Consider the following 25,518-nt stretch of genomic DNA (forward strand, 5'->3'; position numbering starts at 1 on the left):
GCAGGTACCGATCCCCAAGAATCCAAAGAAGCGTCCATTGAGGAGGAAGCCCGTGAAAGCCTCCAACCGAACCAGCCGCACGGCGCGGCAGCGCCAGGCCCGGATGGCCGCCCGGCAGGAACTGGCCGCCGAGCAGAGCAGGCGCCGGCTCCGTGACAATGTCTACGCCGGAGCGGCCGGAGCACTTGTCCTCGCGCTGGCGACGGCACTGCAGGTCTTTTGGTTCTCCTCCAACCCCACCGCCGATGACCTTGAACTCCTCCGCGAACAGAGCCGCGTGCCGGCGGTGACGGAGACACCTGCCCCCGTACCGTCTGCTTCTCCCCTGCCTTCCGGCACTCCGTAACAACACGGGAATCCGGCGGTACCCGATAATGGGTAAGCTAACGTCAGGGCTTGGGGTTTTTGGAGGCGATGCCGCCCGCGGGGCGGCGGACGCACCCGGGACGGCACGCCTGCAACGCCGGGAACGAGAGATTCGTTTACCCTGAAGTAATGGCTCTGCGGGATTCGCTCAGCGGCCATCCATCGAGTGAAAGACTTTTAGCGGTGACAGACAGTCAGAAATCCGACGAAACTACCGGGACTGCTCCGGAAAACCAGCGGCCCACAGCGCCGAGCCCGGCAGCATTTGCAGCCCGGCGCCCGGCTCCCGCTCCTGCGGCGCCCCGGGCCGGCTCCAACGCCCCGGCTCCTGCCGTAGCCGCACCGGCTGCCCACACCACTCCGCTGGAAGAGGCCGCCAAATTCGCCCGGGTCGAGGAAGACGGACATGTCTTCCTGATTGTTGAGGGCGAGGAGTTCGCCGTTGGACAGTACCCGGATGCCACCCGTGAAGAAGCGCTTGGCTACTTTGTGCGAAAGTACGACGACGCCGTCAGCCAGGTCATCCTGCTGGAGCAGCGCCTCGCAGCCAAGGCACCCGCCTCGGACATGCACAAGACGCTCAAGCACCTCGCTGCCCAGGTAGCCGAGCGCAAGATGGTCGGAGACGTCCTGGCACTGGATGCCCGCATCGCTGCCCTCGAAGCCGGCATCAAGGAGGCCGAGGCCGCTGAGCGTGCCGAAGCTGAAGCTGTGCGCGCCCGTGAACTGGCCGCCCGGGAAGCGATCGTGGCTGAAGCCGAAGAGATCGCGGCAAAGGACCCCGCCACGGTTCAGTGGAAGACCAGCAGCAACCGGATGAACGAACTGTTCGAAGCGTGGAAAGCAGCGCAGAAGAACGGTCCGCGCCTGGGCCGCAGCAACGAAGACGCGCTCTGGAAGCGCTTCCGTTCCGCCCGCACGGTCTTCGACCGTCACCGCCGCGCCTACTTCTCGTAGCTGGACAATGAGAACGCTGAAGCCAAGCGGGCCAAGGAAGCGCTGATCGCCCGGGCCGAGGCGCTTTCAACCTCCACAGACTGGGGCAACACTGCCGCCGACTACCGTCAGCTCATGGACGAGTGGAAGGCCTCCAAGCGTGCCAGCCGCAAGGACGACGACGCACTCTGGGCACGCTTCCGCGCAGCACAGGACAAATTCTTCGCCGCCAGGCAGGCAGCGAACGAGGTCATTGACGAAGAGTTCGCGGCCAACCTCGTTGTGAAGGAAGCCCTGCTGAAGGAAGCACAGGAAATCCTGCCCGTCACCGACCTGAATGCTGCCCGCAAGGCGCTCCAGTCGATCCGCGACCGCTGGGAAGAGGCCGGCAAGGTCCCCCGGGCAGACATGGGCCGGATGGAAGCCGGGATCCGCAAGGTGGAAGAGGCCGTCAAGGCCGCTGAGGACGAGCACTGGCAGCGGAGCAATCCGGAAACCAAGGCACGCACCAACAGCGCCCTGGCCCAGCTTGAAGCTGCCATTGCCACCCTGCGCGAGGAACTCGCGGCAGCTGAGAAGGACGGCGACGCCAAGAAGATTGCCAACGCCAGGGAAGCCCTTGAGGCACGCGAGCAGTGGCTGGAAACCCTGCGCCGGTCGGCACAGGACTTCTCCTAGCAGAAGGCCCGTCGGGCCTGGGCCCGGATTCCGCTTTTCCACAGGCGGGGTCCGGGCCTTTTGCTTTGCCCGCTCGACAGGGAGTCTTGGGCCATGTCCCACCCCTTCCCAAGCCCCGGCAGCCTTCCCCAAATCACTTCCACGGGCGGCGCCATTTTTCATGCCGGGGAGGTGTTCTCGCTACCGGAGCTGCAGGGAATGTGCCGGGACGGACTGGTGAGTTGGGTTTTTGGGCAGACCTATGTCCGCTGGGACGTAACGCCGGGCCCGCTGGCCCGCGGCCTCGCGGCTCACCACAGCCTCCCGGAGCAGGTGCGCGGACGGTATGTCTTCGGACGGCTGACGGCAGCCTGGATCTACGGCTGTGCACCGGCGCCGCAGCGTCTGGCCCTGCTCGCCGACCACCGGCGCCGCAGCACTGCCCTGCCAGCCTTCAGCGGAGCTGGACTGCATGAAGTCGCGCTGGGCCCCTCGGACCGGCTGGCACTGGGTCCGGCATGGGTGACACGGCCGCTGCGGACAGCGCTCGACGTCGCGCTCCATACCCCCGCTGAGGTGGCGGCACCGGTGCTGCTGGCGATGTCACGGGACAAGTCGCTGAACTGCCCCACTACGTACGTCCGGACCCTGCTGCAAAGCGGCCACCGGGTCCCGGGGACCCGGCGCGCGCTGCAGGCCGTGGCTTCGGCCGAGACCGCTGCCGGTCAGGCAGAACCCGCCGCTGCCGGTCAGGCAGAACCCGCCGCTGCCGGCTAGGCAGCCCTTGCCGGCTAGACGCGGCGCTGGTCTCCGGTGGTCCGGTAAACGTCGTAGACGCCGTCGATCCGGCGCACTGCGCTGAGTATGTGGCTGAGGTACTTCGGATCGCCCATCTCGAAGACGAACTTGGACATCGCCACCCGGTCGCTGGAGGTGTTGACGCTGGCGGAGAGGATGTTCACGTGGTTCTCCGAAAGCACACGGGTGACATCGGAGAGCAGCGATTTCCGGTCCAGCGCCTCAACCTGGATTTCCACCAGGAACACGGAGGACTGGGTCGGGGCCCAGTCCACCGGGACGATCCGGTCCGGCTGGTCCCGAAGCTCCTGCACGTTGCGGCAGTCGGTCCGGTGCACGGATACACCGGAGCCACGGGTCACAAAGCCCACGATCGGATCCGGCGGCACCGGGGTGCAGCAGCGGGCGAGCTTCACCCAGACGTCACCGACGCCGCGGACCGTGACCCCGGAATCGGAGAACTTCGGCCGCTTGGCATTCGCAGAGGAAACCGGAGTTTCCGCGAGATCCTCTTCCGCGCCCTGGTGTCCGCCCATCAGGGCCACCAGGTGCTCAATAACGTTCTGGGCCGAAGTGTGGCCGTCACCAACAGCCGCGTAGAGCGCGGAGATGTCCTGGTGGTGCAGGTCCTGCGCCACCGCGATCAGCGCGTCATGGGTCATCAGACGCTGCAGCGGCAGGTTCTGCTTCCGCATACCGCGGGTGAGCAGGTCCTTGCCCTTTTCAATCGCTTCTTCGCGGCGTTCCTTGGTGAACCACTGGCGGATCTTGTTCCGGGCCCGGGGGCTCTTGACGAAACCCTGCCAGTCCTGGCTGGGGCCTGCGCCCTCGGCCTTGGACGTGAAGATCTCCACCCAGTCACCGTGCTGCAGCTCGCTGTTCAGCGGAACCAGTTTGCCGTTGACCCGGGCACCGATGGTGCGGTGCCCCACCTCGGTGTGGACGGCGTAGGCGAAGTCGACCGGGGTGGATCCTGCCGGCAGCGCCATCACCTCGCCCTTGGGTGTGAAGACGAAGACCTCGCGGGCATTGATTTCGAAGCGCAGGGAATCCAGGAACTCGTCCGGGTCCGACGTTTCCTGCTGCCAGTCGACCAGTGAACGCAGCCAGCCCATGTCCGAATTGTCCGGGGCCGCCGAACCGTTCTTCGCGCCGTCCTTGTACTTCCAGTGCGCTGCCACGCCGTATTCGGCACGGCGGTGCATGTCGTGGGTGCGGATCTGGATTTCCACCGGTTTGCCGCCCGGACCGATCACAGTGGTATGCAGCGACTGGTACATGTTGAACTTCGGCATGGCGATGTAGTCCTTGAACCGCCCGGGAAGCGGGTTCCAGCGGGCGTGCAGTGCGCCCAGGGTGGCGTAGCAGTCGCGGACCGAATCGACGAGGACGCGCACGCCCATCAGGTCATGGATGTCGTCGAAGTCTTTGCCCCGCACGATCATCTTTTGGTAGATCGAGTAGTAGTGCTTGGGGCGGCCGGTAATAGTGGCCTTAATCTTGACGTTGTGGAGGTCTTCGGCGATCTGGCTGCGGACCGTGGAGAGGTACTTTTCCCGCTCCGGTGTCCGGTCGCCGACCATCCGGACGATCTCGTCGTAAACCTTCGGGTGAAGAGCTGCGAAGGAAAGGTCTTCAAGCTCCCACTTGATGGTGTTCATGCCCAGCCGGTGGGCCAGCGGAGCGAAGATCTCCAGGGTTTCGCGCGCTTTCCTTGCGGAGGATTCCGGGGAGACGAAGCGCCAGGTTCGTGCGTTGTGAAGCCGGTCCGCCAGTTTGATGACCAGCACACGGATGTCCTTGGCCATGGCCACGACCATCTTGCGCACGGTCTCCGACTGCGCTGCGTCACCGAAAGTCACCTTGTCCAGCTTGGTGACACCATCCACCAGCATGGCCACTTCCGGGCCGAACTCGCTGCGCAGCTCATCAAGGGAGTAGGCGGTGTCCTCAACCGTGTCATGCAGCAGCGCTGCAGCGAGGGTTGTTCCGGTCATGCCCAGTTCGGCGAGGATTGTTGCGACGGCAACGGGGTGGGTGATGTACGGGTCGCCGCTCTTGCGCTTCTGCCCTTCGTGGCACCGTTCGGCAACCACGTAGGCGCGCTGGATCAGTTCAAGGTCTTCGCGCGGGTTGTTGGCGCGGACGGTGCGCAGTAGGGGTTCAAGCATGGGCGAGTAGGATGTCCCGCCGCGTCCGGCCAGCCTGGCCAGGCGTGCCCGGGTACCGTGCCGGCGCACCGGAACCGGTTTCTGGACGGGCTTCGGCGCCGGCTTGGGCGCAGGAGTGATGGCCTGCTCAGGCCCAGGCTTAACCTGGACTGAAGCTGGCTGGCTCTTCTCCGAACCCTGTGCCGGGGTGTTCACGGCACCCGGGGCAGGATTGCTGCTCCGGTCTTTTCCTGCGTTTTCGGCAGGCGTCGCACTATCGGCCAACTGCTGCCCTTTCTTTCCAGATATTTGACCAGTCTATGCCCCCAAACTGCTGGTCTTACACCACCGGTTCCGTTCTTCCCCTGCGGGAAGTAACGGAACCGGTGGATGAAAGCCGTTTGGGACCTACGTCGCGGCCACCTGAGCGGCAGTACCCTTCGAGTCGTGCTCGCGGCGTTCCATCACACGCTTGGTGTGCTTGACGATTTCCGGTTCCCCCCGGCGCAGCAAGGCGTACAGCGGGGCTGCCACAAAGATGGTGCCCAGGGTGCCAAGGATGATGCCGATGAACAGGGCAAGCGAAAGATCCTTTAGCGTTCCGGCGCCCAGCAGGTAGGCACCAATGAACAGCACTGAGGCAACCGGGAGAACGGCAACCACCGACGTGTTGATCGATCGGACCAGGGTCTGGTTCACGGCAAGATTCACCTGTTCGGCGAAGGTCCGTTTGGTCTGCTTAGCCAGATTTGCCGTGTTTTCCCGGATCTTGTCAAAGACCACCACCGTGTCATAGAGCGAGTAGCTCAGCACGGTCAGGAACCCGATGATGGCCGACGGCGTCACTTCGAACCCGCTGAGCGAGTACAGGCCGGCGGTAACAATCATCACGGCCATCAGGCCGGTGATCGCTGCCAGGGACATCTTCCAGGTGCGGAAGTACAGGGCCATCAGCAGAGCTGCCAGCGCAACGAACACCACAAGCCCAATGAGGGCCTGGCGGCTGACGTCGTTACCCCAGGTCGGGCCAATAAACGTGGATGTCACCTGGTCTTCGTTGACGCCGTAGCTTTCCGCCAGGGCAGTCTTCACATCCAGGGTCTGGTCATCACTGAGTTCCTCGGTCTGAATCCGCATAGTGCCCGGGGAAATGTTGGTAACACGGGGGTCGGAGCCTGAAACAATTTCAGTGACGGCTTCCTCGCCCACGGAGACCTGGGTGTCCTCGACACCGGAAACGGTGAACTCGGAACCGCCGCGGAAATCAATGCCCAGGTTGAATCCGCCCTTGACGACGGGAATCAGGATGGAGAGCAGGATGGCAGCTGCGGCAATCAGGAACCACAGCTTGTACCGGCCCACAAAGTTGTAGGACCGCTTTCCGGTGTAGAGCTCATTGCCAAACCTGGCGAACGCGGGAAGCTTACCCATCAGTTGCCCTCCTTCTCCGCGTCGCGGCCGGAGCCTGCCATTGAGTCCTCTTTGCCCTGCCCGGATGTGCCCGGTTCAGCGGACTTGTCCTTGCCGCCGCTCCCAGCCTTTCGGCGTTCGGCTTCTTCGGCCGCCCGCCGTTCGGCAATGGTCATGCGCCGCTCAGCTTCGCGGGCAGCACCCTTGTTCTTCGTCTTCGTGCTCCCGGCCGGCCGTGCAGCGGCGGCCGGCGCCGTTGCTCCGGCACCATCTGCGTCATCTGCGTCGCCGGTTACGGCTGCGGGCTCCCGCAGGCGTCCTGCTCCGCGGTAGACGGGAACGGCACCGAGGCGGGTTGCATCGAGTCCGGACCATTTATGGCCCTGGCCGAAGAACTTGGTCTTGGCCAGGAGCACCATCACCGGATGGGTGAACATAAAGACGACGATGAGGTCGGCTATGGCCGTGAGGCCCAGGGTGAAGGCGAAGCCGCGGACGTTGCCCACTGCCACGAAGTAGAGCACGACGGCGGCGAGCAGGTTCACTGCCTTCGAGGCCAGGACGGTGCGCTTGGCCCGCTTCCAGCCGGTATCCACCGCGGAGACCAGTCCCCTGCCTTCGCGGAGCTCATCGCGGATTCTTTCGAAGTACACAATGAAGGAGTCGGCGGTGAGGCCAATTGCCACAATCAAACCCGCCACGCCTGCCAGCGACAGCCGGTAGTTGTGTGACCAGCCCAGGATCGCGATGGCCAGGTACGTGAGCACACCGGCGACGAGCAGTGACGTGATGGTCACAAAGCCGAGTGCCCGGTACTGGAACAGCGAGTAGACAGCCACGAGGATAAGGCCGATTACGCCGGCGATCAGGCCCATGCGCAGCTGGTCGGCACCAAGGGTGGCGGATACCTGCTGCTCGCTCTGGATATCGAAGCTGATCGGCAGGGCACCGTACTTCAGCTGCTCAGACAGCGCCTTGGCTGATTCCTGGGTGAACTGCCCTGTGATCTGGGCGTTTCCGTCGGTAATCAGCACGTTCATCGACGGAGCCGAGATGACCTGGCCGTCCAGGACGATTGCGAACTGGTTCTGGGGTGATCCGTCGCCGAAGCCGAGCAGCCGCTCTGAAACCTCGCGGAACTTCTGGGTGCCTTCACCGTTGAAGTCCAGGTTCACGGCCCACTCGTTCAGGGACTGGCCCTGGCCGCCCTGCGCCATGCCGAAGCTGGCATCTTCGAGCATGGATCCGGGAACTTCCACCGGGCCCAGGATGTACTTGCCCGCAGTTCCGGGCTCACAGGCAACCATGGGCTCGTCTGCCGGCGCAGGCTCAATGGAGGCCTCCAGCGTTGCCGGGTCCATGCAGTTGGTCGACTCGAATTCCTTGTACAGCTCCGGGGTCACCCAGTTCATGTCGGAACCGTTCTGCGGTTCCGCCGTCGGCTGGGGCAGCGCCTCGTCCGGCGTCGGGGTTTCCACGGCAGGCGCCTGGCCCGGTCCGCCCATAATTACGGAGCGGAACTCCATGGCCGCAGAGGCCTGGATCAGTGCCCGCGTCTCCGCAGTCGGCGTGCCCGGAAGCGAAACAACAACGTTCCGGCCGGACTGCGTGGTGATCTCGGCTTCGGAGACACCGCTGCCGTCAACGCGCTGGCGGATGATCTCCACTGCCTGGTCCAGTTGTTCCTGGCTGATCTGCGAGTCACCGCCCTGCACCTTCGGGGCAAGGATCATCTGGGTGCCGCCCTCAAGGTCAAGGGCAAGCTTGGGAGTCCAGCTGGCGTTGCTCCACATGGAGCCGCCGCCGAGCAAAAGGGCCAGGGCAGCAAAAACGACGCCCAACCAAATGAGCGTCTTTTTTGCTGCCGGGCCGGAGCCGGTTCGAGGCATAAGGGTTTTCCTTTAGGGCGTGAGCGCCGGAGAAGTCCGGCAGATCTGCGGAGTCAGTAGGCCCGCAGGTCCTCGGAGAGTCTAGTTGTCTTTCTTGTTCTCGCGGTCGAGGCGCTTGAGCGTTTCGTCCGGAGTCTCATCGACCGGAGTCTCATCGGACTCGTTCGAACGATCGCGCGGAACGTCTCCGGTGAGGGAGGAAGCGTCATCGGGAACTACGGCGTCCTCGGTTTCGGCCGGCTCCGGCGAGGTGGTGACAACCTTGGTCAGCGCCTGCAGGTGGATAGTGGCGGTGTTGCCGGGAGAAAGCTCCAGAACAGCCTTGTTCTCTTCCTGATCCACGGAAACGATGGTGCCAAAGAGGCCGAACTGGGTCATGACCTCGGTGCCGGGAACCATCTGGGTGCGCTGCTCCTGGACGGTCTTCTGGGTCTTCTTCTGCTTGCGGAACATCATAAAGATGAACAGGCCAAGCAGAATCGGCAGCAGGAGGCTGGAGAACGAAAAACCGCCCTGAGCTCCCGTATCGGTGGTCGTCTGGGCCAAGACATTCAAGAACACGAAGGGTCCCGTTTCTGTTGCGGTATGTATCGGTATGCCGGATTCAGCGCACCGGCGGAGCGGACGTCAAAACAGTCTAAGGGGAAAACGGTCTGACGGCCGCTTAAGTTTCCCGCCTATGTTTATTGTGCAGTCATCTGCCTGCGATTGCATCCCGGGCCCGTACCGGTCAGGATTCGCTGCTCTCCCCCGGCTCCGGGGATGCGCTCCCGGCAAACAGCGACTCGGGAATGAGCTGCGCCGCGGCGTCGGGCATCTGCAGGCCCAGATGTTCCCAGGCTGCCCGCGTGGCGATCCGTCCCCGCGGGGTACGGCCGAGCAGTCCTTCACGGACCAGATAGGGCTCGGCAACGGTTTCCACGGTTTCGGGCTCTTCGCCGACGGCGATGGCCAGGGTGGAAAGCCCAACCGGTCCGCCGCCGAACTTGGTCACCAGGGCGTGCAGGACGGCGCGGTCCAGCCGGTCAAGTCCCCGCTCGTCCACCTCATACATATCCAGGGCGGCCCCGGCGGAGCGGGCGTCGATCTGGTCGATTCCGTGGACCAGCGCCCAGTCCCGGACCCGCCGCAGCAGGCGGTTTGCAATACGGGGAGTGCCGCGGGAGCGTCCGGCCACCTCTGCGAAGCCCGCGGAATTGACCTTCATGTCCATGAGCATGGCGGAGCGGCGGAGCACCAGTTCAAGTTCGGCGGTGGAGTAGAACTCCAGGTGCCCGGTGAAGCCGAACCGGTCACGGAGCGGTCCCGGGAGCAGCCCGGCGCGGGTGGTGGCACCCACGAGGGTGAAGGGCGGAAGGTCCAGCGGAATGGCGGTGGCGCCGGCGCCCTTGCCCACCACAATGTCCACCCGGAAGTCCTCCATGGCCATGTAGAGCATTTCCTCGGCGGGCCGGGACATCCGGTGGATTTCGTCCAGGAAGAGCACTTCGCCCTCCGTGAGGGAGGAGAGGATGGCTGCCAGGTCCCCGGCGTGCTGGATCGCCGGGCCGGAGCTGATGCGCAGCGGGGCGTTCATTTCGGCGGCGATGATCATGGACAGCGTGGTCTTGCCCAGGCCGGGAGGGCCGGAGAGCAGCACGTGGTCTGCGCTGCGGCCGCGCAGGCGGGAAGCTTCAAGGACGAGGGACAGCTGTTCGCGGACCCGTTTCTGGCCAACGAAGTCGTCGAGGTTCTTCGGCCGCAGGGCGGCTTCAATGGCCTTGTCGTCCGGATCCGGTGCAGGCGCTGTCAGCGATTCGGGGGAAGACACGTTAGCCTGCCCGCTGCGGGGACCGGGCGCGGGCGCCGTCCTGGCCCAGGCGGCGGAGGGTCAGGCGCAGGATTTCAGCTACGCTGCCCGCAGCTGCTGCTTCGGGATGCTCAGCGGCCGTGGCTTCAATGGCAGCGGCTGCGTCCTTCTCCGACCAGCCGAGCCCGGTCATCGCAGAGAGGACCTGGTCGTTCCAGGCGGGCGCTGCCGCCGGGGCCTCCTCAGTGCCCAGCGGCACCAGCTTGTCCGCCAGCTCCAGCACGATCCTCCGTGCACCCTTGGGGCCGATTCCGGGAACCTTGCTGAACGCCTTGTCATCACCGGTGGACGCTGCGATCCGGACAGCTTCCGGCGTATGTACCGCGAGGACGGCCAGGGCGATGCGCGGGCCGACACCGCTGACGCCCAGCAGCGTCTCAAACACTTCTCGCTCCCCGGGCTCGGAGAACCCGAAGAGTGTCATTGAATCCTCGCGGACGATGAGTGCCGTGTGCAGCAGGGCTTCGGCTCCGGTCCGCAGGGACATCAGCGTCTGCGGAGTTGCCTGCACGGCCATGCCGATGCCGTTGACGTCAATGACGGCGGAGGCAGTGCCGACGTAGGTTACGACGCCGCGTAGGGAGGCGATCATGGGGAAACTCCGTGCTTTGATCCGGGAACGAAATAGAACATATCTACGAACAGCCTACTGTCCCGGCCCCGGTTTGCCGGAACTTAGCGGCGCGCGCGTTTCGCTTTCGCTTCCGCTTCCGCCCACAGTCGCTGCGCCGCGGTCAGCCCCGAGGCGGCTGGTCCGCCGCCGGAGGACGCCGACCCCTGGGTCGCCGCCTGTCCGGGCCCCACCGCACCGCGCCGCCAGGCATGGGCGATGGCCAGTGCAAGGGCATCGGCGGCGTCGGCTGGACGCGGCATTTCGGTCAGCCGCAGGATCTTGGTGACCATCCGGCCCACCGCTTCCTTGTTGGCTGACCCTGAGCCGGTGACGGCGGCCTTGACCTCCGTGGGTGTATGCAGGGCCACCGGAATCCCCCGGCGCGCCGCAGCGGCGATGACCACGCCGGAGGCCTGGGCTGTGCCCATGACGGTGCTGACATTGAGCTGGCTGAATACGCGCTCCACGGCAAGGACGTCCGGAGAGTGCGTATCCAGCCAGAGCTCGATCGCCTCTGAAATAGCCAGAAGCCTCGCGTCCAGGGCTGTGCCGGCTACAGTTCCGGCAACCCCCACGGCCACCATTGTGGCGCGGCGGTTGCCTTCGACGTCGACTACGCCCAGTCCGCAGCGGGTCAGTCCCGGGTCAACCCCCAGGACCCGGAGAGGCACGCGGTGCTCAGTCTTCTTCGATCTGCGCGAGGACGTCCGCGGAGATGTCAGCGTTGGAGTAGACGTTCTGGACGTCGTCCAGGTCTTCCACCGCGTCAACCAGCTTCATGAACTTCCGTGCGTTGTCGGCGTCGAGCTCCACATGCATGGAGGGCAGGAACTCTGCTTCGTCGGTGTCGTATTCGATTCCGGCTTCCTCAAGTGCAGCAACAACTGCCCGCAGGTCAGCGGCTTCGGAAATGATCTCGAAGTTCTCGCCTGCTTCCTTGACCTCATCGGCGCCGGCGTCGAGCACTGCCATCAGCAGATCGTCTTCGGTGAGATCCTTCTTCGGAAGCGTTACAACGCCCTTGCGGGTGAACATGTAGGCAACTGACCCGGGGTCGCCCATGTTCCCGCCGTTGCGGGTGACGGCCAGACGGACCTCTGAGGCGGCACGGTTCTTGTTGTCCGTGAGGCACTCGATCAGCAGGGCCGTGCCCTGGGGTCCGTAGCCTTCGTACATGATCGTCTGGTAGTCGACGGCTTCGCCGAGCAGGCCGGCACCGCGCTTGACGGCGCGGTTGATGTTGTCGATGGGAACAGAAGTCTTTTTTGCCTTCTGAACAGCGAGTTCAAGGCCGGGGTTGCCGGCCATGTCCGCACCGCCGGCACGCGCTGCAACTTCAATGTTCTTGATCAGCTTGGCAAAGGATTTGGCACGCTTGGCATCAATTACGGCCTTTTTGTGCTTGGTAGTTGCCCATTTCGAGTGGCCCGACATGCTTTACGCGTCTCCTCTGATCATCTGGATAAATAGTTCGTGGATGCGGCGCTCCCCCGTTACTTCCGGATGGAACGAGGTGGCCAGCAGTTTTCCCGAACGCACTGCCACAATTCTAGCGACTGATTCCCGCCCGCCGTCGTCGGCGTCTTCCTCCGGTGTGGCCGGGAGGACCTTCGCCAGGACCTGCACGGTGGAGCCTACCTTCTCCACCCAGGGCGCGCGGATAAAAACTGCGTGCACCGGTGCGGCCTTCAGCCCCGGTTCCTGCGAGGGAAGTTCCTGCAGTCCGCCGAAATCCAGGCTCGTCTCAAAGGAATCCCGCTGCCGCCCAAAGGCGTTGCGGCGCACCAGGATATCCAGGCCGCCCAGGGTCTGCTGCGGCTCGCCTGCGGAATCCAGTGCGGGATCCGTAATCCGGTCTGCCAGCAGAATCATGCCGGCGCAGGAGCCATAGACAGGGAACCCGGCGGCAATCTTTGCGCGCAGCGGATCGGCAATGCCGTAGAGCCGCATCAGCTTATCGATGGTGGTGGATTCCCCGCCAGGGAGGACCAGCCCGTCCAGGGCATCCAGCTCGGAAGCCCGCCGGACCAGCACCGTGCGCGCGCCGGCCGCTTCCAGCGCCTGCACATGCTCGCGGACGCCGCCCTGCAGTGCAAGGACTCCCACCAGCGGTGCAGTGCTGCCCTGCAGCGTGATTTCGCTCATTGGATCAGTCTAGGTTGCCGGGAGCCTCCCGGTCCGGTCCGTGACGGTGGGATATATTCGGTATCCATGAGTTCCTTCTCCATTCTGGTCGGCAAACTGGTCCGCAGCGCCTCACGGCTGCGCGGCGGAGGGTCCGCCCTCCCCGGCCTGGTTGTGGAGAAAATTGATCCTGATTTTATCCGCCGGACGCTCTCAAAACTGCCCCTCGGCGTCGCCGTCGTCTCTGGAACCAACGGCAAGACAACCACCACCAAGATGGTGGTGGAGCTGCTGGAGGGCCAGGGCCTGAAGGTCTTCACGAACCGCACGGGAAGCAACTTCACCCGCGGCGTGGCTGCCGCCCTGCTCGGTGAAGTGAACCTGCGCGGCCGGCTGGATGCGGACATCGCGGTCCTGGAGCTGGACGAGGCGCACGCAGTTCACTTCGTGAAGCTGATCCGGCCCCGCTATGCCCTGCTGCTCAACGTGCTGCGCGACCAGCTGGACCGCTTCGGCGAAATCGACAAGACCACCCGGCTGCTGGAACAAATCGCACAGGCCACCACGGACACCGTCGTCCTGAACCGCGAGGACCCCCGCGTCGCGTCCATTGCCGATTCCCTTTCCAGCCAGAAAGTTACCTACTTCGGACTCGATGCGTCCCTGCGCAGCACGTTCCCGAACGATGACGAGATGCGCGGCTCCCGTTCCGAGGCAATCGCTGCTGCCCAGCCCGCCGACGTCGTACTGACCCGGGTCGCTGAAACGGAGGCTGATTTCCTCGTCGACGGTTCCCCCACCACCACCGGTCTGAAGCTGCGCGGCGTCTACAACGTGTTCAACGCCGCCGCGGCCCTGACATTTGCCCGGCAGATCCTGGGAACCAGGGCAGACCGCACCAAACTGTTCGAGTCCCTGGCGAATGTGGAGCCCGCTTTTGGGCGCGGCGAGTCCCTGACCGTGAACGGTGCGCCGCTGGAACTGGTTCTGGTGAAGAACCCCTCCGGCTTCCGGCTGGGACTGAAGTCTTTCGCCGCACACGGCTATGCGACCATGATCGCCATCAACGACAACTACGCAGACGGCCGGGACATGTCCTGGCTGTGGGACGTGGACTTTGAAACGCTTTCCGGAGGCGTGGACATGGTTACCGGGGTTCGCGCCTACGACATGGCGCTGCGTCTGCGGTACGACGACGTTCCCGTGCGTGAGGTGGTTCCTGATATTCCGGACGCACTGGCCAAGTTCATTTCCGGTGCCGGCACACAGCCCATGCGCATTTTCTGCACCTACACGGCCATGCTTGCCGTCCGCCGGGAACTCTCCAAGATCACGAAGGTTGAGGTGGTCTCATGAGCCGCGACATCCACATCGTTCAGCTCTATCCGCGGGACATGAACATCTACGGGGACTGGGGCAACGTCCTGGTCCTGAAGCAGCGCCTGAAGTGGCAGGGCTACAACCCTGTAGTCACCGAGTACAACCCGGGCGACGGGTTCCCCTCCGACGCTGACCTCATTGTGGGCGGCGGCGGCCAGGACAGCGGACAGGTGGTGATCCAGCAGGATCTGCAGGCCCTGGCACCTTCGCTGCGGGCGATGGCGGACGACGGCCTCCCCATGCTGGTGATCTGCGGTCTCTACCAGCTCTTTGGCCGGTTCTTCAAAACGCACGACGGCGTCCTCATTCCCGGGATCGGCGTGCTGGACATCGAAACCCACGGCGGACCGGAGCGCCTGATCGGCAACGTGCTCTCCGTGAGCGAAGAGTTCGGCGAGATCCATGGCTACGAGAACCACAGCGGCCAGACCTTCCTCGGTCCGGACGCGAAACCGCTGGCACTGGTCCGCAAGGGCGAGGGCAACAACTCCAAGGACGACACCGAAGGTGCCCGGTACAAGAACGTGGTGGCCAGCTACCTGCACGGTTCGCTGCTCCCCAAGAACCCGGCCATTGCGGACTTCCTGATCGAACAGGCTGTTACCCGGCGCTACGGTTCGTACGAGCCGGTACCTGTTGCCGATGCGGACCTGGCCGAGCTTGCCCGCCTTTCCGAGTTGGCCCGTTCCCACGCCGCCAACCGTCCTCGGTAGTTTCCCGGGGTAAGAGTCTCTCCTTGCGTACGTCTGGGGATGCTGCCGTTTTAGCACCAACCTATGGGGGACGTAGTGAGAAACCGTGAGAATCTAGAACTGATTGGTGTCCTTTCGGCACTTGCCGCCATCCCGCTGGCAATCCTTAGTGTCCTGATCTGGGCTCCGAATCTGTGCTACGGCTAAGCCCAGCCCACGGCCGGTAGCCGCCGCGTGTGCGCCCGCTGCGGCGGCCAATCTTCGACCCGGGGCATCTCCCGCCAGCCAGCATCCCCCTGCCGTCGGCGTTTCGTTGCCGCCGTTCCGGCTCGTCCTGCGGCTGCCCGCCCGCCTAGCCCCGCCCCGCATTCCCAGCTTCCGTTACCCCTGTGGCCGATGTGACCCCACCAGCCACCACCCGTCACAACCAGTGGGAAGCACGGGCCCCGATTCCAGCGGGACAAACAAAGGACCACAGGACGGGCAGGGTTAGGCGGCTTTAATACTCCAAAGCGAGCTTTGCGAGCCAAGGAGTTTCGTTGCCGCCGTTCCGGCTCGCCCGGCGGGCCACGGCGAGGCGGGCTGGCCGTCGGGTAGCGGGCGGGAACAGCAGACAGAATCTACCGAAGAACCCGGTACCGCAGATGCACCCCGTTGCCGAACGCCGCGTTCTCAACCAGTTCCAGGTTCACCCTCTGGTTCAGCCCCTCGAACAGCGAAATGCCGGAACCAAGCAGTATCGGCAGCACATGCAGCTGGATTTCGTCCACCAGCCCCCGTTGCAGGCATTGCCGGGAGATCCTTCCGCCGAGGAGACTGACTGCCTTGTCTCCGGCGTCGGTTTTGGCTGCTTCAACGGCCGCAACGATGTCATCGACGACGAAGGTGTATGTCACCCCATCCTTCACCAGGGGTTCCTGCGCCTCGTGTGTCATCAGGTAAACAGGGACCCCCTGCAGGCCACCATAAGGTTCCTCACCGCCCTCGACCGTCCTGGCCCGGTTCGCATCACCGACGACGGCGCCGATCTCACCGACGATCCGGTTCACCAGTTCCGTGTCTTCGCCGGTCGCATCGACGTCGAACATCCAGTCGACGCCGCCTTCCGGATCTGCCATATAACCATCCAGCGTCACCGTCGCATGTACCAGCACCTTCGCCATGACGAACTCCTTTTGCGGCAAGCCGTCGGACCAGACGGCACCTCCGTTGCAGGAAAGTTCTACAGTTTGGTGGTCGGAAGATCCAGTGCGGGAACAGGATCAGTTGCGAGCCGCGCATGTGTTTCCGAAGCGCAAGCCTCCGTACTCCAGCTTTGACCGCTCTATCCCCTCCGGCAGGAAACCAGCACGCTTTGCCACGGCACAGGACGCCGGGTTGTTCACCCTGTGCCCCAGCTCAATCCGGAACAGGTTGAGCTCTTCAGCCGCACCCGCAGCAGCCCTGCCGGCGAGTCCAAGTCCTCGGCAGTCACTGGCAATCCAGTATGAAAGCCAGGCAGTGCGGTGCCGGTAATCCATGTGGCTGAGCCCAGCATTTCCGGCTGCCCGTCCATCAACATCGATGGCGAAGCTGCACGTTCCGGCGTCGGGGTCCCAAGCCAGCGCCGAGTGGATATATTCCTCTGCAGCCTCCAGTCCATGAACGGCTGAGCGATTCATCTGGGTATCCAGATCAGGAGTCGCCTGAACAGCCGCAAGCAGGGAGGCAGCATCGTCCGGCCGCCAGGGTCGTAGCGTCACTCTCACCAGCCGAGGCTAACAGCAACTCTGCGTCCAGGTCCCGAAGATCCCGCCGGATCAGACCCCTGCGCACGGCGTGCCCCGCCCTATACGCCCCGGCGGACGGACCGGGTTAGGCACGCGGCGCGCCCCGGCCTATACACTCTGCGGCGGACGGGCCGGGTTAGGCGCACGGCGTGCCCCGGCCTACACGCCCCGGCGGACGGGCCGGGTTAGGCGGCTTTAATACTCCGAGCGAGCTCTGCGAGCGAGAGAGTTTCGTTGCCGCCGTTCCGGTCCGCCCGCCGGGGACAGCCCCGCGGTCCCCAGCCCGCCCGGCACAACCCGGCGGCACCACGCCCGCGGGCACCAGCCCGGCGGGCGAAACCTCACCGCGACGAAACATCCTCCGACACCAGCCACTCATGCGCCCCGTCCTGCCCTGCCCCCATGGCCTCTACCACCGAAATCGTCCGCTGCCGCACCTCGGCCTGCTGCGCTTCAGACGCACAAGCCCCCTGCGGCAGGTCCGCCGCTACAGAGCACCAGCGGTACGGGTCACGCACGATCACGGACGGCGCCCAGGCGAGGTCGCTGACCCGCCAGTCGGCGGCGTCATCCTCCTGCACGAACTGTGCTCGGACAATCAGGCCCTCGTTGTTCACGGCGTACCAGGGTGAAAGCTCAGTGACGGCGTTGCCCAGCCCGTAGACAATCCATGTGCCGTTGTAGTTCTCAATGGGAAGGACCGAGTGTGTGTGGTGGCCGTAGATCAGGTCGAACTGGCCGCTGTCGGCAAGGGCGTGGGCAGTTTCGATTTGCTGGCTGTTAGGCATGGAAGCGTATTCGTCCCCGGCATGCACAGCTCCCAGCACGATGTCAGCGCCCTGTTCCCGCGCGGCCTGTGCCCGGGCGATCATGTCTTCGGCGTCAATGAGGTCCACCTGCCACGGGTATTCGGCCTCAAGGCCGTTCAGCCCGTACGTGGCCTCAATGATGCCGATCCGCGCGCCGGAGGTATCCATGATGAGCGGAATCCGGGATTCGGCCTCAGTAGCATAGGAACCGGTGTGTTCAAGCCCCAGCGAGTCCAGCACAGCCAGGGTACGGTTCAGGCCCTCGGTGCCGGCGTCAACGGTGTGGTTGCTGGCAGTGGTGCACGCCTGGTAGCCGACGGCGGCAGCGCCAGTGAGGATCTGCGGCGGCACGTTGAACATCGGGTAGCCGGCATAGGGTCCGTCAGCCTCAGCGACGGGAGTTTCCATGTGGCAGACAGCCAGGTCAGAACCGTCCACATACGTGCGCATTCCCTCCAGCAGGGGAACAAAATCCAGGGGCATGTTTCCGGTGGCCGCAGCGTCTGCGCGGGCCTGGTCCCAGAGCTGGGGATGTACCAGCAGGTCACCCGCGAGCATCACGCTGGTGCACCGCAGGCCCGGACAGTCCGGTCCGGTTCCTGCGGTTACGGACGGCTCGGGTGTGGGCGAGGGTGCAGCTGCCGCGGACGACGGCGCCGCGGACGGGGATTCTCCGCCGCCTTCCTGTGTGGCGGTGCAGGCGGTCAGCACCAGCGACGTCGCCATCACAAGTGCCGCCAGCAGTCTTATGGTGCGTGGAGCAGGCCCGCTGCGTCCGTTCATGGTTCCCCCAAATGTGCAGTCAACCGGGCCCAGTGCCGGCCCGATCCGATGAGAGATGAGCATACGCGGCCCGTCGGCTGGTTGAGCAGGCCACGCTGTGAAAGTGTTTATTTCCATGAGCAATGCCCTACTTTCACCAAGCACCCTGCCGTATGGCCTGCCGGATTTCGCGGCCATCACCACCGCCGATCTTCTGCCGGCTTTCACGTCCGGGATGGAGGAACAGCAGGAGGAGATCCGTGCCATCACTTCCACCCCGGAGCCTGCGGATTTCGAGAATACGATTGCTGCCCTGGAGCGTTCCGGCCAGGTTCTGGCCCGGACGGTGTCCGTGTTCTCCAACGCTGTGATGTCCCATGCGACGGAGGACGTCCAGGCCCTTGAGCAGGAAGTAAGCCCCCTGCTGTCGGCGCACCAGGACAGCATTTACCAGGACCCCGCGCTGTTCGAGCGTGTGAACGCCGTGCCCGGGAAGGGCTTGGACGATGAATCTGCCCGGCTCCTGGCGGAATACCGGCGGCGGTTCGTGCGTGCAGGGGCGGCCCTCGACGACGCCGGGAAGGCACGGATGCGGGAGCTGAACAGCCGGTTGTCCGAGCTGGGCACCACCTACTCCCAAAGGCTGCTCGCGGACACGAACGATTCAGCACTGGAGCTGGACGATGAAGCGGAACTCCAAGGCCTGGCGCCGGAGGACATCGCTGCGGCTGCCGCTGCCGCGAAGGCAGCCGGTTCCAGTGCGAACTACCTTCTGACTCTGATCCTTCCCACTCCGCAGCCGGCCCTGGCGAAGCTGAAGAACAGGGACGTCCGGAGACGGCTCTTTGAGGCCTCCGTTCACCGCGGGTTCCGGGACAACGAGAACTCCACGCTGTCCATTGCAGCGGAAATCGCGGCCCTGCGCGCTGAACGGGCGGCCCTTCTCGGGTACGAAAACCACGCTGCCTATGCTGTGGAGGACCAGACGGCGCCCACCACCGCAGCCGTGGAGGAAATGCTCGGCAGGCTTGTTCCGCCCGCTGTCCGGAACGCAGCTGCCGAGGCCGAGAAGCTGCAGGCCGCTGCGGCCCGCGACGGAATCGACGACTTCCAGCCCTGGGACTGGGCCTACTATTCCGAACAGATCCGGCGCGAAGAATATGCAGTGGACCTGGAATCCCTGCGCCCGTGGTTCGAGCTTGAAAGGGTCCTGCACGACGGCGTGTTCTACGCCGCCAACCAGCTGTACGGCATCACCTTCACCGAGCGGAAGGACCTCACCGGCTACCATCCCGATGTCCGGGTCTGGGAAGTCAAGGACGAGGACGGCACGGGTCTGGGCCTATTCCTGGGCGACTATTTCACCCGGGACACCAAGAGCGGCGGCGCCTGGATGAACGAACTGGTCTCCCAGTCCAGGCTGCTTGGCCATCAGCCGGTGGTCGTAAACAACCTGAACATCTCCAAGCCGGCCGACGGCGAGCCCGCACTGCTCACCTTCGATGAAGTGGTGACGGCCTTCCACGAGTTCGGCCACGCCCTGCACGGGCTGTTCTCCAACGTCGGTTTCCCGCGGTTCGCGGGAACAGCTGTGCCCCGTGACTTCGTGGAGTACCCCTCCCAGGTCAACGAGATGTGGATGCTCACCGACGAGGTTGCGGCAAACTTCGCCCGGCACTACCAGACCGGTGAACCCCTGCCCGCCGGCCTGTTGCAGAAGATCCGCGATGCATCCCTGTGGGGTGAGGGTTTCCGGACCACCGAGTACCTGGGCGCCACCCTTCTGGACTGGGCATGGCATGTGCTGCCCACGGGCCAGGAACCCGTTTCGGATCCCGAAGCCTTCGAGCACAAGGCGCTGCTGGATGCCGGGATCGACCCCGCGCTGGTTCCCCCGCGGTACCGCACCGGGTACTTCAAGCACATCTTCCCCGGAGGCTACTCGGCCGGGTACTACTCCTACATCTGGAGCGAAGTGCTGGACGCCGACACGGTTCAGTGGTTTACCGAGAACGGCGGACTGGTCCGAGCCAACGGTGACGCGTTCCGCAGCAAACTGCTCTCAAAGGGCTATTCAGAGGATCCGATGCAGTCCTTCCGCAACCTGCGCGGACGGGACGCGGACATTGCTCCCCTGCTGGCCCGGCGCGGGCTGTCCTGACCGTCATGCCTACCATTGCCTCCTGCCAGCGCCTGCAGCACGCCTGGTTCACGGCCCTGGCCTCTGCCACGGGCGGGCGCTCCTTTGGGACACATGAATCGCGGTGGGTTTGGCTTCCCGCCCGCCGCCAGCTGATGCTGATGTTTCCCGAGGAGATCTCACCGGCAGGCATCCGGCCCGGCTTGGCTGAAGGCTCCAGGCTTGGAGCCTCAACGGTGACGGCCTGGCTCGGCGGGTCTGTGGATTACGCTCCGCTTGAAGCATTCGGTTTCCGCCGTGGCCCGCAGACCTGCTGGATGACTGCACCGGTACGGGCCCCGCAGGCCTGGCCGGGCGCCGGAGCATCCGTCGAGACCGAGCCGCGGGAAGTCACCGGCGCAGACGCCGAGGAGCTGCGGGTGGGCCACTCGCAGCCCCGGCAGGCATGGCATATAGCGGCCCGGGACTCCGCCCGGATGACCGGACGCGCGTACGCGTTCTATCCCAGCGGGATCGCGCTGCCGTCGAAGGTGGGCGGCATTTTCTCCCTGGCGGTTGGAACATCAAGCAGGCGACGTGGTTTCGGCACTGCGCTGCTCAGCGCCGCGGCGGCCACCGCTGAGGCTGCCGGAGCAGAGCATCTGGTTGTCAACGCGTCGGCCAACGGTGGCCAGGATCTCTGCTCGGCCCGTGGTTTCACATTGGTTGGCAGGGGACGCACGTATTCGATGGCACTCGGCTAGCCGGCAGGGTCCCGGCACTCAAAAGCGCACCTGCCCGGAAAAGCTCCGGGCAGGTGCGCTTTTTGCTGGACCGGGGTGCTGCCGGCAACAGGAGCCTGTCATCCGCGACGCGGGCGGCTGCTACCAGCCGCGCTCTGCAAGACGGTGCGGCTGCGGGATCTCATCCACGTTGATGCCAACCATGGCTTCGCCCAGCCCGCGGGATGCCTTGGCGATCTCATCCGGATCGTCATGGAAGGTGGTGGCCTTGACGATCGCTGCGGCCCGCTGGGCCGGGTTGCCGGATTTGAAGATACCCGAGCCGACAAATACGCCGTCGGCACCGAGCTGCATCATCATCGCGGCATCGGCCGGGGTGGCGATGCCGCCGGCTGTGAACAGCACCACGGGCAGCTTCCCGGACGCAGCTACTTCCTTGACCAGTTCGTAGGGGGCCTGCAGTTCCTTGGCGGCAACATACAGCTCGTCTTCGGGCAGGGAAGACAGGCGGGCGATCTCGGTGCGGATCTGCCGCATATGCATGGTGGCGTTGGAGACATCACCGGTTCCGGCTTCACCTTTGGAACGGATCATGGCGGCGCCCTCGTTGATACGGCGCAGCGCCTCTCCAAGGTTGGTGGCCCCGCACACGAAAGGAACCGTGAACTTCCACTTGTCGATGTGGTTCGCGTAGTCCGCCGGAGTCAGGACCTCGGATTCGTCAATGTAGTCGACGCCGAGGGACTGGAGGATCTGCGCTTCAACGAAGTGGCCAATGCGGGCCTTCGCCATAACCGGGATGGAGACGGCATCGATGATGCTGTCGATCATGTCCGGGTCGCTCATGCGCGAGACGCCTCCCTGGGCGCGGATGTCCGCTGGGACCCGTTCCAGCGCCATCACAGCGACGGCGCCGGCATCTTCGGCGATCCGGGCCTGCTCGGCGGTAACGACGTCCATGATTACGCCGCCCTTGAGCATTTCAGCCATGCCGCGCTTTACGCGGCTGCCCCCGGTGGAAGCAGCGGGCTGGGACGGAGTTTCTGTAGGCATGGCAGAGCTCTCTGGTAGTTCGGCTGGAAAGCTCATAGTAAGCCCACATACCGTTCCCGGAAGGATCTGCTACGTATCTTTACCCATGTCCCGGTGCAGGTCCTCGTCGGGCACCTGAGCGGCAGCCTGCCTGCGGACTGTGGCCATGCGCTGGAAGATCGTGACGCAGCTGGCGAGGCACAGCGCCACCAGCACAACCAGCAGCACAACCTCCGGCACTCCAAGCCCCACAAGCCCGGTGGCGGTCAGCAGGAAGACGAGCCGTTCGGCGCGTTCCGCAAGCCCCACGTTGGCGTCGAACCCGAGTGACTCAGCCTTGGCCCGGATGTAGGAGACCAGCATGCCCAAGACCAGGCAGATGACCGCGGCGATGCCAACGGCGTCGTTCTCTCCCCCCGTGAAGAACCAGATGCCAACACCTGCGAACAGCGCGCCGTCGGCGAAACGGTCCAGTGTGGAGTCCAGGAAGGCCCCCCACTTGCCTTTGCGCTCCTGTTGGCGGGCCATGATCCCGTCAACGACGTCGGAGAACACAAAGAGCACGATGAAAATCGTGCCCCAGAAGAGCTCTCCCAGCGGATAGAAGACCAGGCCGCCGACCATCACGCCGAGGGTTCCGATAATGGTGACTGCATCCGGTGAGACCCGGTGCCGGATCAGCCAGGAGGCAAGGGGGGTAAACAGTGCGGTAAAGAAACCGCGGGCATATTTGTTCAGCACGTTCTAAGCCTCGTCGTTTCCGGCGGCAGCGGACGCGCCGCCGGAAGAAGTTTCGTCAGCAGAGGCAGGCCAGGCGTCGGCAACCATTTGCCGTACTTCACCCAGGGTCTGCGTGATGGCCTTGGTATGGGCAATGATCGGCAGGAAGTTCCCGTCGCCGCTCCAGCGCGGCACAATGTGCTGGTGCAGGTGGGCGGCGATTCCGGCTCCGCCGGCCACACCCTGGTTCATACCCAGGTTGAAGCCCGCAGGAGCGGAGACCTTGCGCAGTACCCGCATTGCGGTCTGGGTCAGCGCGGCGATCTCTGCCGTCTCTTCCAGGTCAATGTCGGTGTAATCCGGGACGTGCCGGTACGGGCAGACCAGCAGGTGGCCTGCGTTGTACGGAAACAGGTTAAGGATCACGAAGGCATGCCTGCCCCGGTGGACAATCAGCGCTTCTTCATCCGTGTGGGACGGAGCAGCACAGAACGGGCAGTTGTCCTTGGAGGAAACCTGATCCTGCCCGCCCTTGATGTAAGCCAGCCGGTGGGGAGTCCAGAGCCGCTGGAAGGCATCGGGCACCCCGGCGAGTTCGAATTCGTCCGTGACATCGCCGTCGTGCGGATACTGATCCTGGCTTTCCATCTGGACTCCCCCGCGCCGCTACTTGTCCCGGTTCCGGACGGCTTCGACGATCCGCTTCAAGGCTTCCTCGACCGGCACGCCGTTGTCCTGGCTGCCGTCACGGAAGCGGAAGGAGACCGCTCCTGCCTCTGCATCCTCGCCGCCGGCGATCAGGACGAAGGGGATCTTTTCCTTCGAGGCGGTGCGGATCTTCTTCGGGAAGCGGTCGGTTCCCGCGTCAACCTCGGCACGGATGCCCGCGGCCTTGAGCTTGTCGACGACGTCGTACATGTAATCGTTGAACGCCTCGGCGACGGGGATGCCCACTACCTGGACGGGAGCCAGCCAGGCAGGGAAAGCGCCGGCGTAATGCTCGGTCAGCACAGCCATGAAACGCTCAACCGAGCCGAAGAGGGCACGGTGGATCATGACCGGGCGCTGGCGGGTGCCGTCGGCAGCCTGGTATTCGAGTTCGAAACGCTCGGGCAGGTTGAAGTCCAGCTGGATCGTGGACATCTGCCAGGTACGGCCAATGGCGTCACGTGCCTGCACGGAGATCTTCGGACCGTAGAACGCTGCTCCCCCGGGATCCGGAACGAGGTCCAGGCCGGATGCTTCGGCAACCTCGGCGAGGGTGCGAGTTGCTTCTTCCCACACCTCGTCGGAACCAACGTACTTTTCCGGATCCTTGGTGGAGAGTTCCAGGTAGAAGTCATCCAGGCCGTAGTCCTTGAGCAGGTCCAGCACGAAGTTCAGCGTGTTGGTCAGCTCGTCCTTCATCTGCTCGCGGGTGCAGTAGATGTGGGCGTCGTCCTGGGTCATGCCGCGCACGCGCGTCAGGCCGTGGATGACGCCGGACTTCTCGTAGCGGTAGACCGAACCGAATTCGAACAGCCGCAGCGGCAGTTCACGGTAGGACCGTCCGCGGGAGCGGAAGATCAGGTTGTGCATGGGGCAGTTCATCGGCTTCAGGTAGTAGTCCTGGCCGGGCTTGGTGACCTCGCCGGTCTCGGGATCAGTCACCTCATCCACGTGCATGGGAGGGAACATGCCGTCGCGGTACCAGTCCAGGTGGCCGGAAACCTCGTACAGGTGGCCCTTGGTGATGTGCGGTGTGTAGACGAACTCGTAGCCGGCTTCCGTGTGGCGCTGGCGGGAGTAGTCCTCCATGGCCTTGCGGATGATGCCGCCCTTGGGGTGGAACACCGGCAGGCCGGAGCCGAGCTCGTCCGGGAAGGAGAACAGGTCCAGTTCGGTGCCGAGCTTGCGGTGGTCGCGGCGCTCGGCCTCGGCCAGGCGCTCCTGGTACGCCTTGAGGGCGTCCTTGGTGGGCCAGGCGGTGCCGTAGATGCGCTGCAGCTGCTGGTTCGCCTGGTTGCCCAGCCAGTAGGCGGCAGCCGAACGGGTCAGTGCGAAGGCATTCGAGATCAGCTTTGTGTTCGGCAGGTGCGGGCCGCGGCACAGGTCGCACCAGATAACATCGCCGGACTTGCGGTCCACGTTGTCGTAGATGGTGATCTCGCCGGCGCCGACCTCGATGTTCGCGCCTTCACCTGCTTCGTCGGCCCCGTCCTTCTTGCCGAGCAGTTCGAGCTTGTACGGCTCATTTGCCATTGCCTCGCGGGCTTCTTCTTCGCTGACCACGCGGCGGGCAAACTTCTGGTTCGAGTTGACGATCTTCTGCATCATCTTCTCGAGGGTCTTCAGGTCCTCGGGTGTGAAGGGCTCAGCGACGTCGAAGTCGAAGTAGAAACCGTCCTTGATGTACGGGCCGATGCCCAGCTTGGCGTCCGGGCGCAGCTGCTGCACGGCCTGGGCCATCACGTGGGCGGTCGAGTGGCGGAGCACATTCAGGCCGTCTTCGGAATCGATGGTCACGGCTTCAATGCTCTGGCCGGGAGCCAGCGGGGTGTCGAGGTCCTTCAGGACTCCGTCAACCCGCATGACAACGACCTCGCGCCGCTCAAAAAAGAGCTGAGCACCGGTGGTGCCAGTATCCACCGTGGTCTCTTCGCCGTCGACGATGAGGGTGAACTGTTCCGGCACTGACACGTTGTCTCCTTGATTCGTTTG

Annotated in this window: 22 protein-coding genes and 1 pseudogene; 7 read left to right on the forward strand and 16 right to left on the reverse strand. The window is 64.5% G+C overall.

All coding sequences use genetic code 11. From position 1 onward, the window contains the following. Positions 1-52: 52 nt before the first annotated feature. The 3 genes and pseudogenes from FYJ28_RS12455 (at position 53) to FYJ28_RS12465 (ending at position 2,736) form a co-directional block, all read left to right on the forward strand. A complete protein-coding gene (locus FYJ28_RS12455) occupies positions 53-346 on the forward strand; it encodes a hypothetical protein (RefSeq protein WP_154579511.1) in 294 nt (97 codons plus the stop codon). Between the two features lie 149 nt (positions 347-495). After that, a pseudogene (locus FYJ28_RS12460) lies at positions 496-1,980 on the forward strand (DUF349 domain-containing protein). Positions 1,981-2,196: 216 nt separating this feature from the next. Next, positions 2,197-2,736: a hypothetical protein gene (locus FYJ28_RS12465; protein ID WP_154579512.1), complete on the forward strand. Its 540-nt coding sequence runs from the start codon at positions 2,197-2,199 to the stop codon at positions 2,734-2,736. A gap of 14 nt (positions 2,737-2,750) precedes the next feature. Here FYJ28_RS12465 and FYJ28_RS12470 read toward each other — a convergent pair whose 3' ends face one another. From FYJ28_RS12470 to pdxT, 9 genes are all read right to left on the reverse strand, one after another. Further along, positions 2,751-4,928, reverse strand: a complete 2,178-nt coding sequence (locus tag FYJ28_RS12470; RefSeq protein ID WP_229780446.1) for a RelA/SpoT family protein — start codon at positions 4,926-4,928, stop codon at positions 2,751-2,753. 387 nt (positions 4,929-5,315) lie between these two features. After that, complete coding sequence (gene secF / locus FYJ28_RS12475) at positions 5,316-6,338, reverse strand: protein translocase subunit SecF (protein ID WP_055240953.1); 1,023 nt, start codon at positions 6,336-6,338, stop codon at positions 5,316-5,318. Then, positions 6,338-8,206, reverse strand: a complete 1,869-nt coding sequence (gene secD, locus FYJ28_RS12480; protein ID WP_154579513.1) for a protein translocase subunit SecD — start codon at positions 8,204-8,206, stop codon at positions 6,338-6,340. Before secD ends, secF begins: the two co-directional genes overlap by 1 nt. Positions 8,207-8,287: 81 nt before the next feature. Further along, on the reverse strand, positions 8,288-8,752 hold the full coding sequence (gene yajC, locus FYJ28_RS12485) for a preprotein translocase subunit YajC (protein WP_055240952.1): 465 nt from the start codon (positions 8,750-8,752) through the stop codon (positions 8,288-8,290). A gap of 184 nt (positions 8,753-8,936) precedes the next feature. Further along, the gene (gene ruvB, locus FYJ28_RS12490; protein ID WP_154579598.1) at positions 8,937-9,998 is read right to left on the reverse strand and encodes a Holliday junction branch migration DNA helicase RuvB; all 1,062 of its coding nucleotides are present in this window, start codon (positions 9,996-9,998) and stop codon (positions 8,937-8,939) included. A gap of 19 nt (positions 9,999-10,017) precedes the next feature. Next, positions 10,018-10,647, reverse strand: a complete 630-nt coding sequence (gene ruvA / locus FYJ28_RS12495; protein ID WP_055240950.1) for a Holliday junction branch migration protein RuvA — start codon at positions 10,645-10,647, stop codon at positions 10,018-10,020. A gap of 83 nt (positions 10,648-10,730) precedes the next feature. Continuing rightward, positions 10,731-11,339 (reverse strand): crossover junction endodeoxyribonuclease RuvC, encoded by a 609-nt coding sequence (ruvC, locus tag FYJ28_RS12500; RefSeq protein WP_055240949.1) that lies wholly within the window; start codon positions 11,337-11,339, stop codon positions 10,731-10,733. Between the two features lie 7 nt (positions 11,340-11,346). After that, positions 11,347-12,102 (reverse strand): YebC/PmpR family DNA-binding transcriptional regulator, encoded by a 756-nt coding sequence (locus FYJ28_RS12505; protein WP_154579514.1) that lies wholly within the window; start codon positions 12,100-12,102, stop codon positions 11,347-11,349. Between the two features lie 3 nt (positions 12,103-12,105). After that, complete coding sequence (pdxT, locus tag FYJ28_RS12510) at positions 12,106-12,813, reverse strand: pyridoxal 5'-phosphate synthase glutaminase subunit PdxT (RefSeq protein ID WP_154579515.1); 708 nt, start codon at positions 12,811-12,813, stop codon at positions 12,106-12,108. 66 nt (positions 12,814-12,879) lie between these two features. On the opposite strand from pdxT, the gene FYJ28_RS12515 reads away from it, so the two are divergent. Together FYJ28_RS12515 and FYJ28_RS12520 are read left to right on the forward strand one after the other, a co-directional pair. Next, the gene (locus FYJ28_RS12515) at positions 12,880-14,148 is read left to right on the forward strand and encodes a Mur ligase family protein (protein WP_154579516.1); all 1,269 of its coding nucleotides are present in this window, start codon (positions 12,880-12,882) and stop codon (positions 14,146-14,148) included. After that, positions 14,145-14,885 carry a type 1 glutamine amidotransferase gene (locus FYJ28_RS12520; RefSeq protein WP_154579517.1) on the forward strand — a complete coding sequence of 247 codons (741 nt, stop codon included), beginning with the start codon at positions 14,145-14,147 and terminating at the stop codon, positions 14,883-14,885. Before FYJ28_RS12515 ends, FYJ28_RS12520 begins: the two co-directional genes overlap by 4 nt. Before the next feature lie 599 nt (positions 14,886-15,484). On the opposite strand, the gene FYJ28_RS12525 is transcribed toward FYJ28_RS12520, so the two are convergent. From FYJ28_RS12525 to FYJ28_RS12535, 3 genes are all read right to left on the reverse strand, one after another. Further along, positions 15,485-16,027: a dihydrofolate reductase family protein gene (locus FYJ28_RS12525; protein ID WP_154579518.1), complete on the reverse strand. Its 543-nt coding sequence runs from the start codon at positions 16,025-16,027 to the stop codon at positions 15,485-15,487. A gap of 99 nt (positions 16,028-16,126) precedes the next feature. Continuing rightward, on the reverse strand, positions 16,127-16,612 hold the full coding sequence (locus FYJ28_RS12530) for a GNAT family N-acetyltransferase (RefSeq protein ID WP_326831689.1): 486 nt from the start codon (positions 16,610-16,612) through the stop codon (positions 16,127-16,129). 362 nt (positions 16,613-16,974) lie between these two features. Beyond that, positions 16,975-18,225 (reverse strand): CapA family protein, encoded by a 1,251-nt coding sequence (locus FYJ28_RS12535; protein ID WP_154579519.1) that lies wholly within the window; start codon positions 18,223-18,225, stop codon positions 16,975-16,977. A gap of 115 nt (positions 18,226-18,340) precedes the next feature. On the opposite strand from FYJ28_RS12535, the gene FYJ28_RS12540 reads away from it, so the two are divergent. Together FYJ28_RS12540 and FYJ28_RS12545 are read left to right on the forward strand one after the other, a co-directional pair. Then, positions 18,341-20,365 carry a M3 family metallopeptidase gene (locus FYJ28_RS12540; protein ID WP_154579520.1) on the forward strand — a complete coding sequence of 675 codons (2,025 nt, stop codon included), beginning with the start codon at positions 18,341-18,343 and terminating at the stop codon, positions 20,363-20,365. A gap of 5 nt (positions 20,366-20,370) precedes the next feature. After that, positions 20,371-21,087, forward strand: a complete 717-nt coding sequence (locus FYJ28_RS12545; protein WP_055240940.1) for a GNAT family N-acetyltransferase — start codon at positions 20,371-20,373, stop codon at positions 21,085-21,087. 120 nt (positions 21,088-21,207) lie between these two features. On the opposite strand, the gene pdxS is transcribed toward FYJ28_RS12545, so the two are convergent. The 4 genes from pdxS to thrS all read right to left on the reverse strand — a co-directional run bounded on the left by pdxS (position 21,208) and on the right by thrS (position 25,497). Continuing rightward, positions 21,208-22,119: a pyridoxal 5'-phosphate synthase lyase subunit PdxS gene (gene pdxS / locus FYJ28_RS12550; RefSeq protein WP_055240939.1), complete on the reverse strand. Its 912-nt coding sequence runs from the start codon at positions 22,117-22,119 to the stop codon at positions 21,208-21,210. Between the two features lie 69 nt (positions 22,120-22,188). After that, a complete protein-coding gene (pgsA, locus tag FYJ28_RS12555; protein WP_326831690.1) occupies positions 22,189-22,839 on the reverse strand; it encodes a phosphatidylinositol phosphate synthase in 651 nt (216 codons plus the stop codon). Positions 22,840-22,842: 3 nt separating this feature from the next. Further along, positions 22,843-23,466, reverse strand: a complete 624-nt coding sequence (locus tag FYJ28_RS12560; RefSeq protein WP_154579521.1) for an HIT family protein — start codon at positions 23,464-23,466, stop codon at positions 22,843-22,845. A gap of 18 nt (positions 23,467-23,484) precedes the next feature. Further along, a complete protein-coding gene (thrS, locus tag FYJ28_RS12565) occupies positions 23,485-25,497 on the reverse strand; it encodes a threonine--tRNA ligase (RefSeq protein ID WP_326831691.1) in 2,013 nt (670 codons plus the stop codon). Positions 25,498-25,518: the final 21 nt, after the last annotated feature.

The organism is Arthrobacter sp. BL-252-APC-1A (assembly GCF_009696625.1).
Taxonomy (GTDB): Bacteria; Actinomycetota; Actinomycetes; order Actinomycetales; family Micrococcaceae; genus Arthrobacter_B.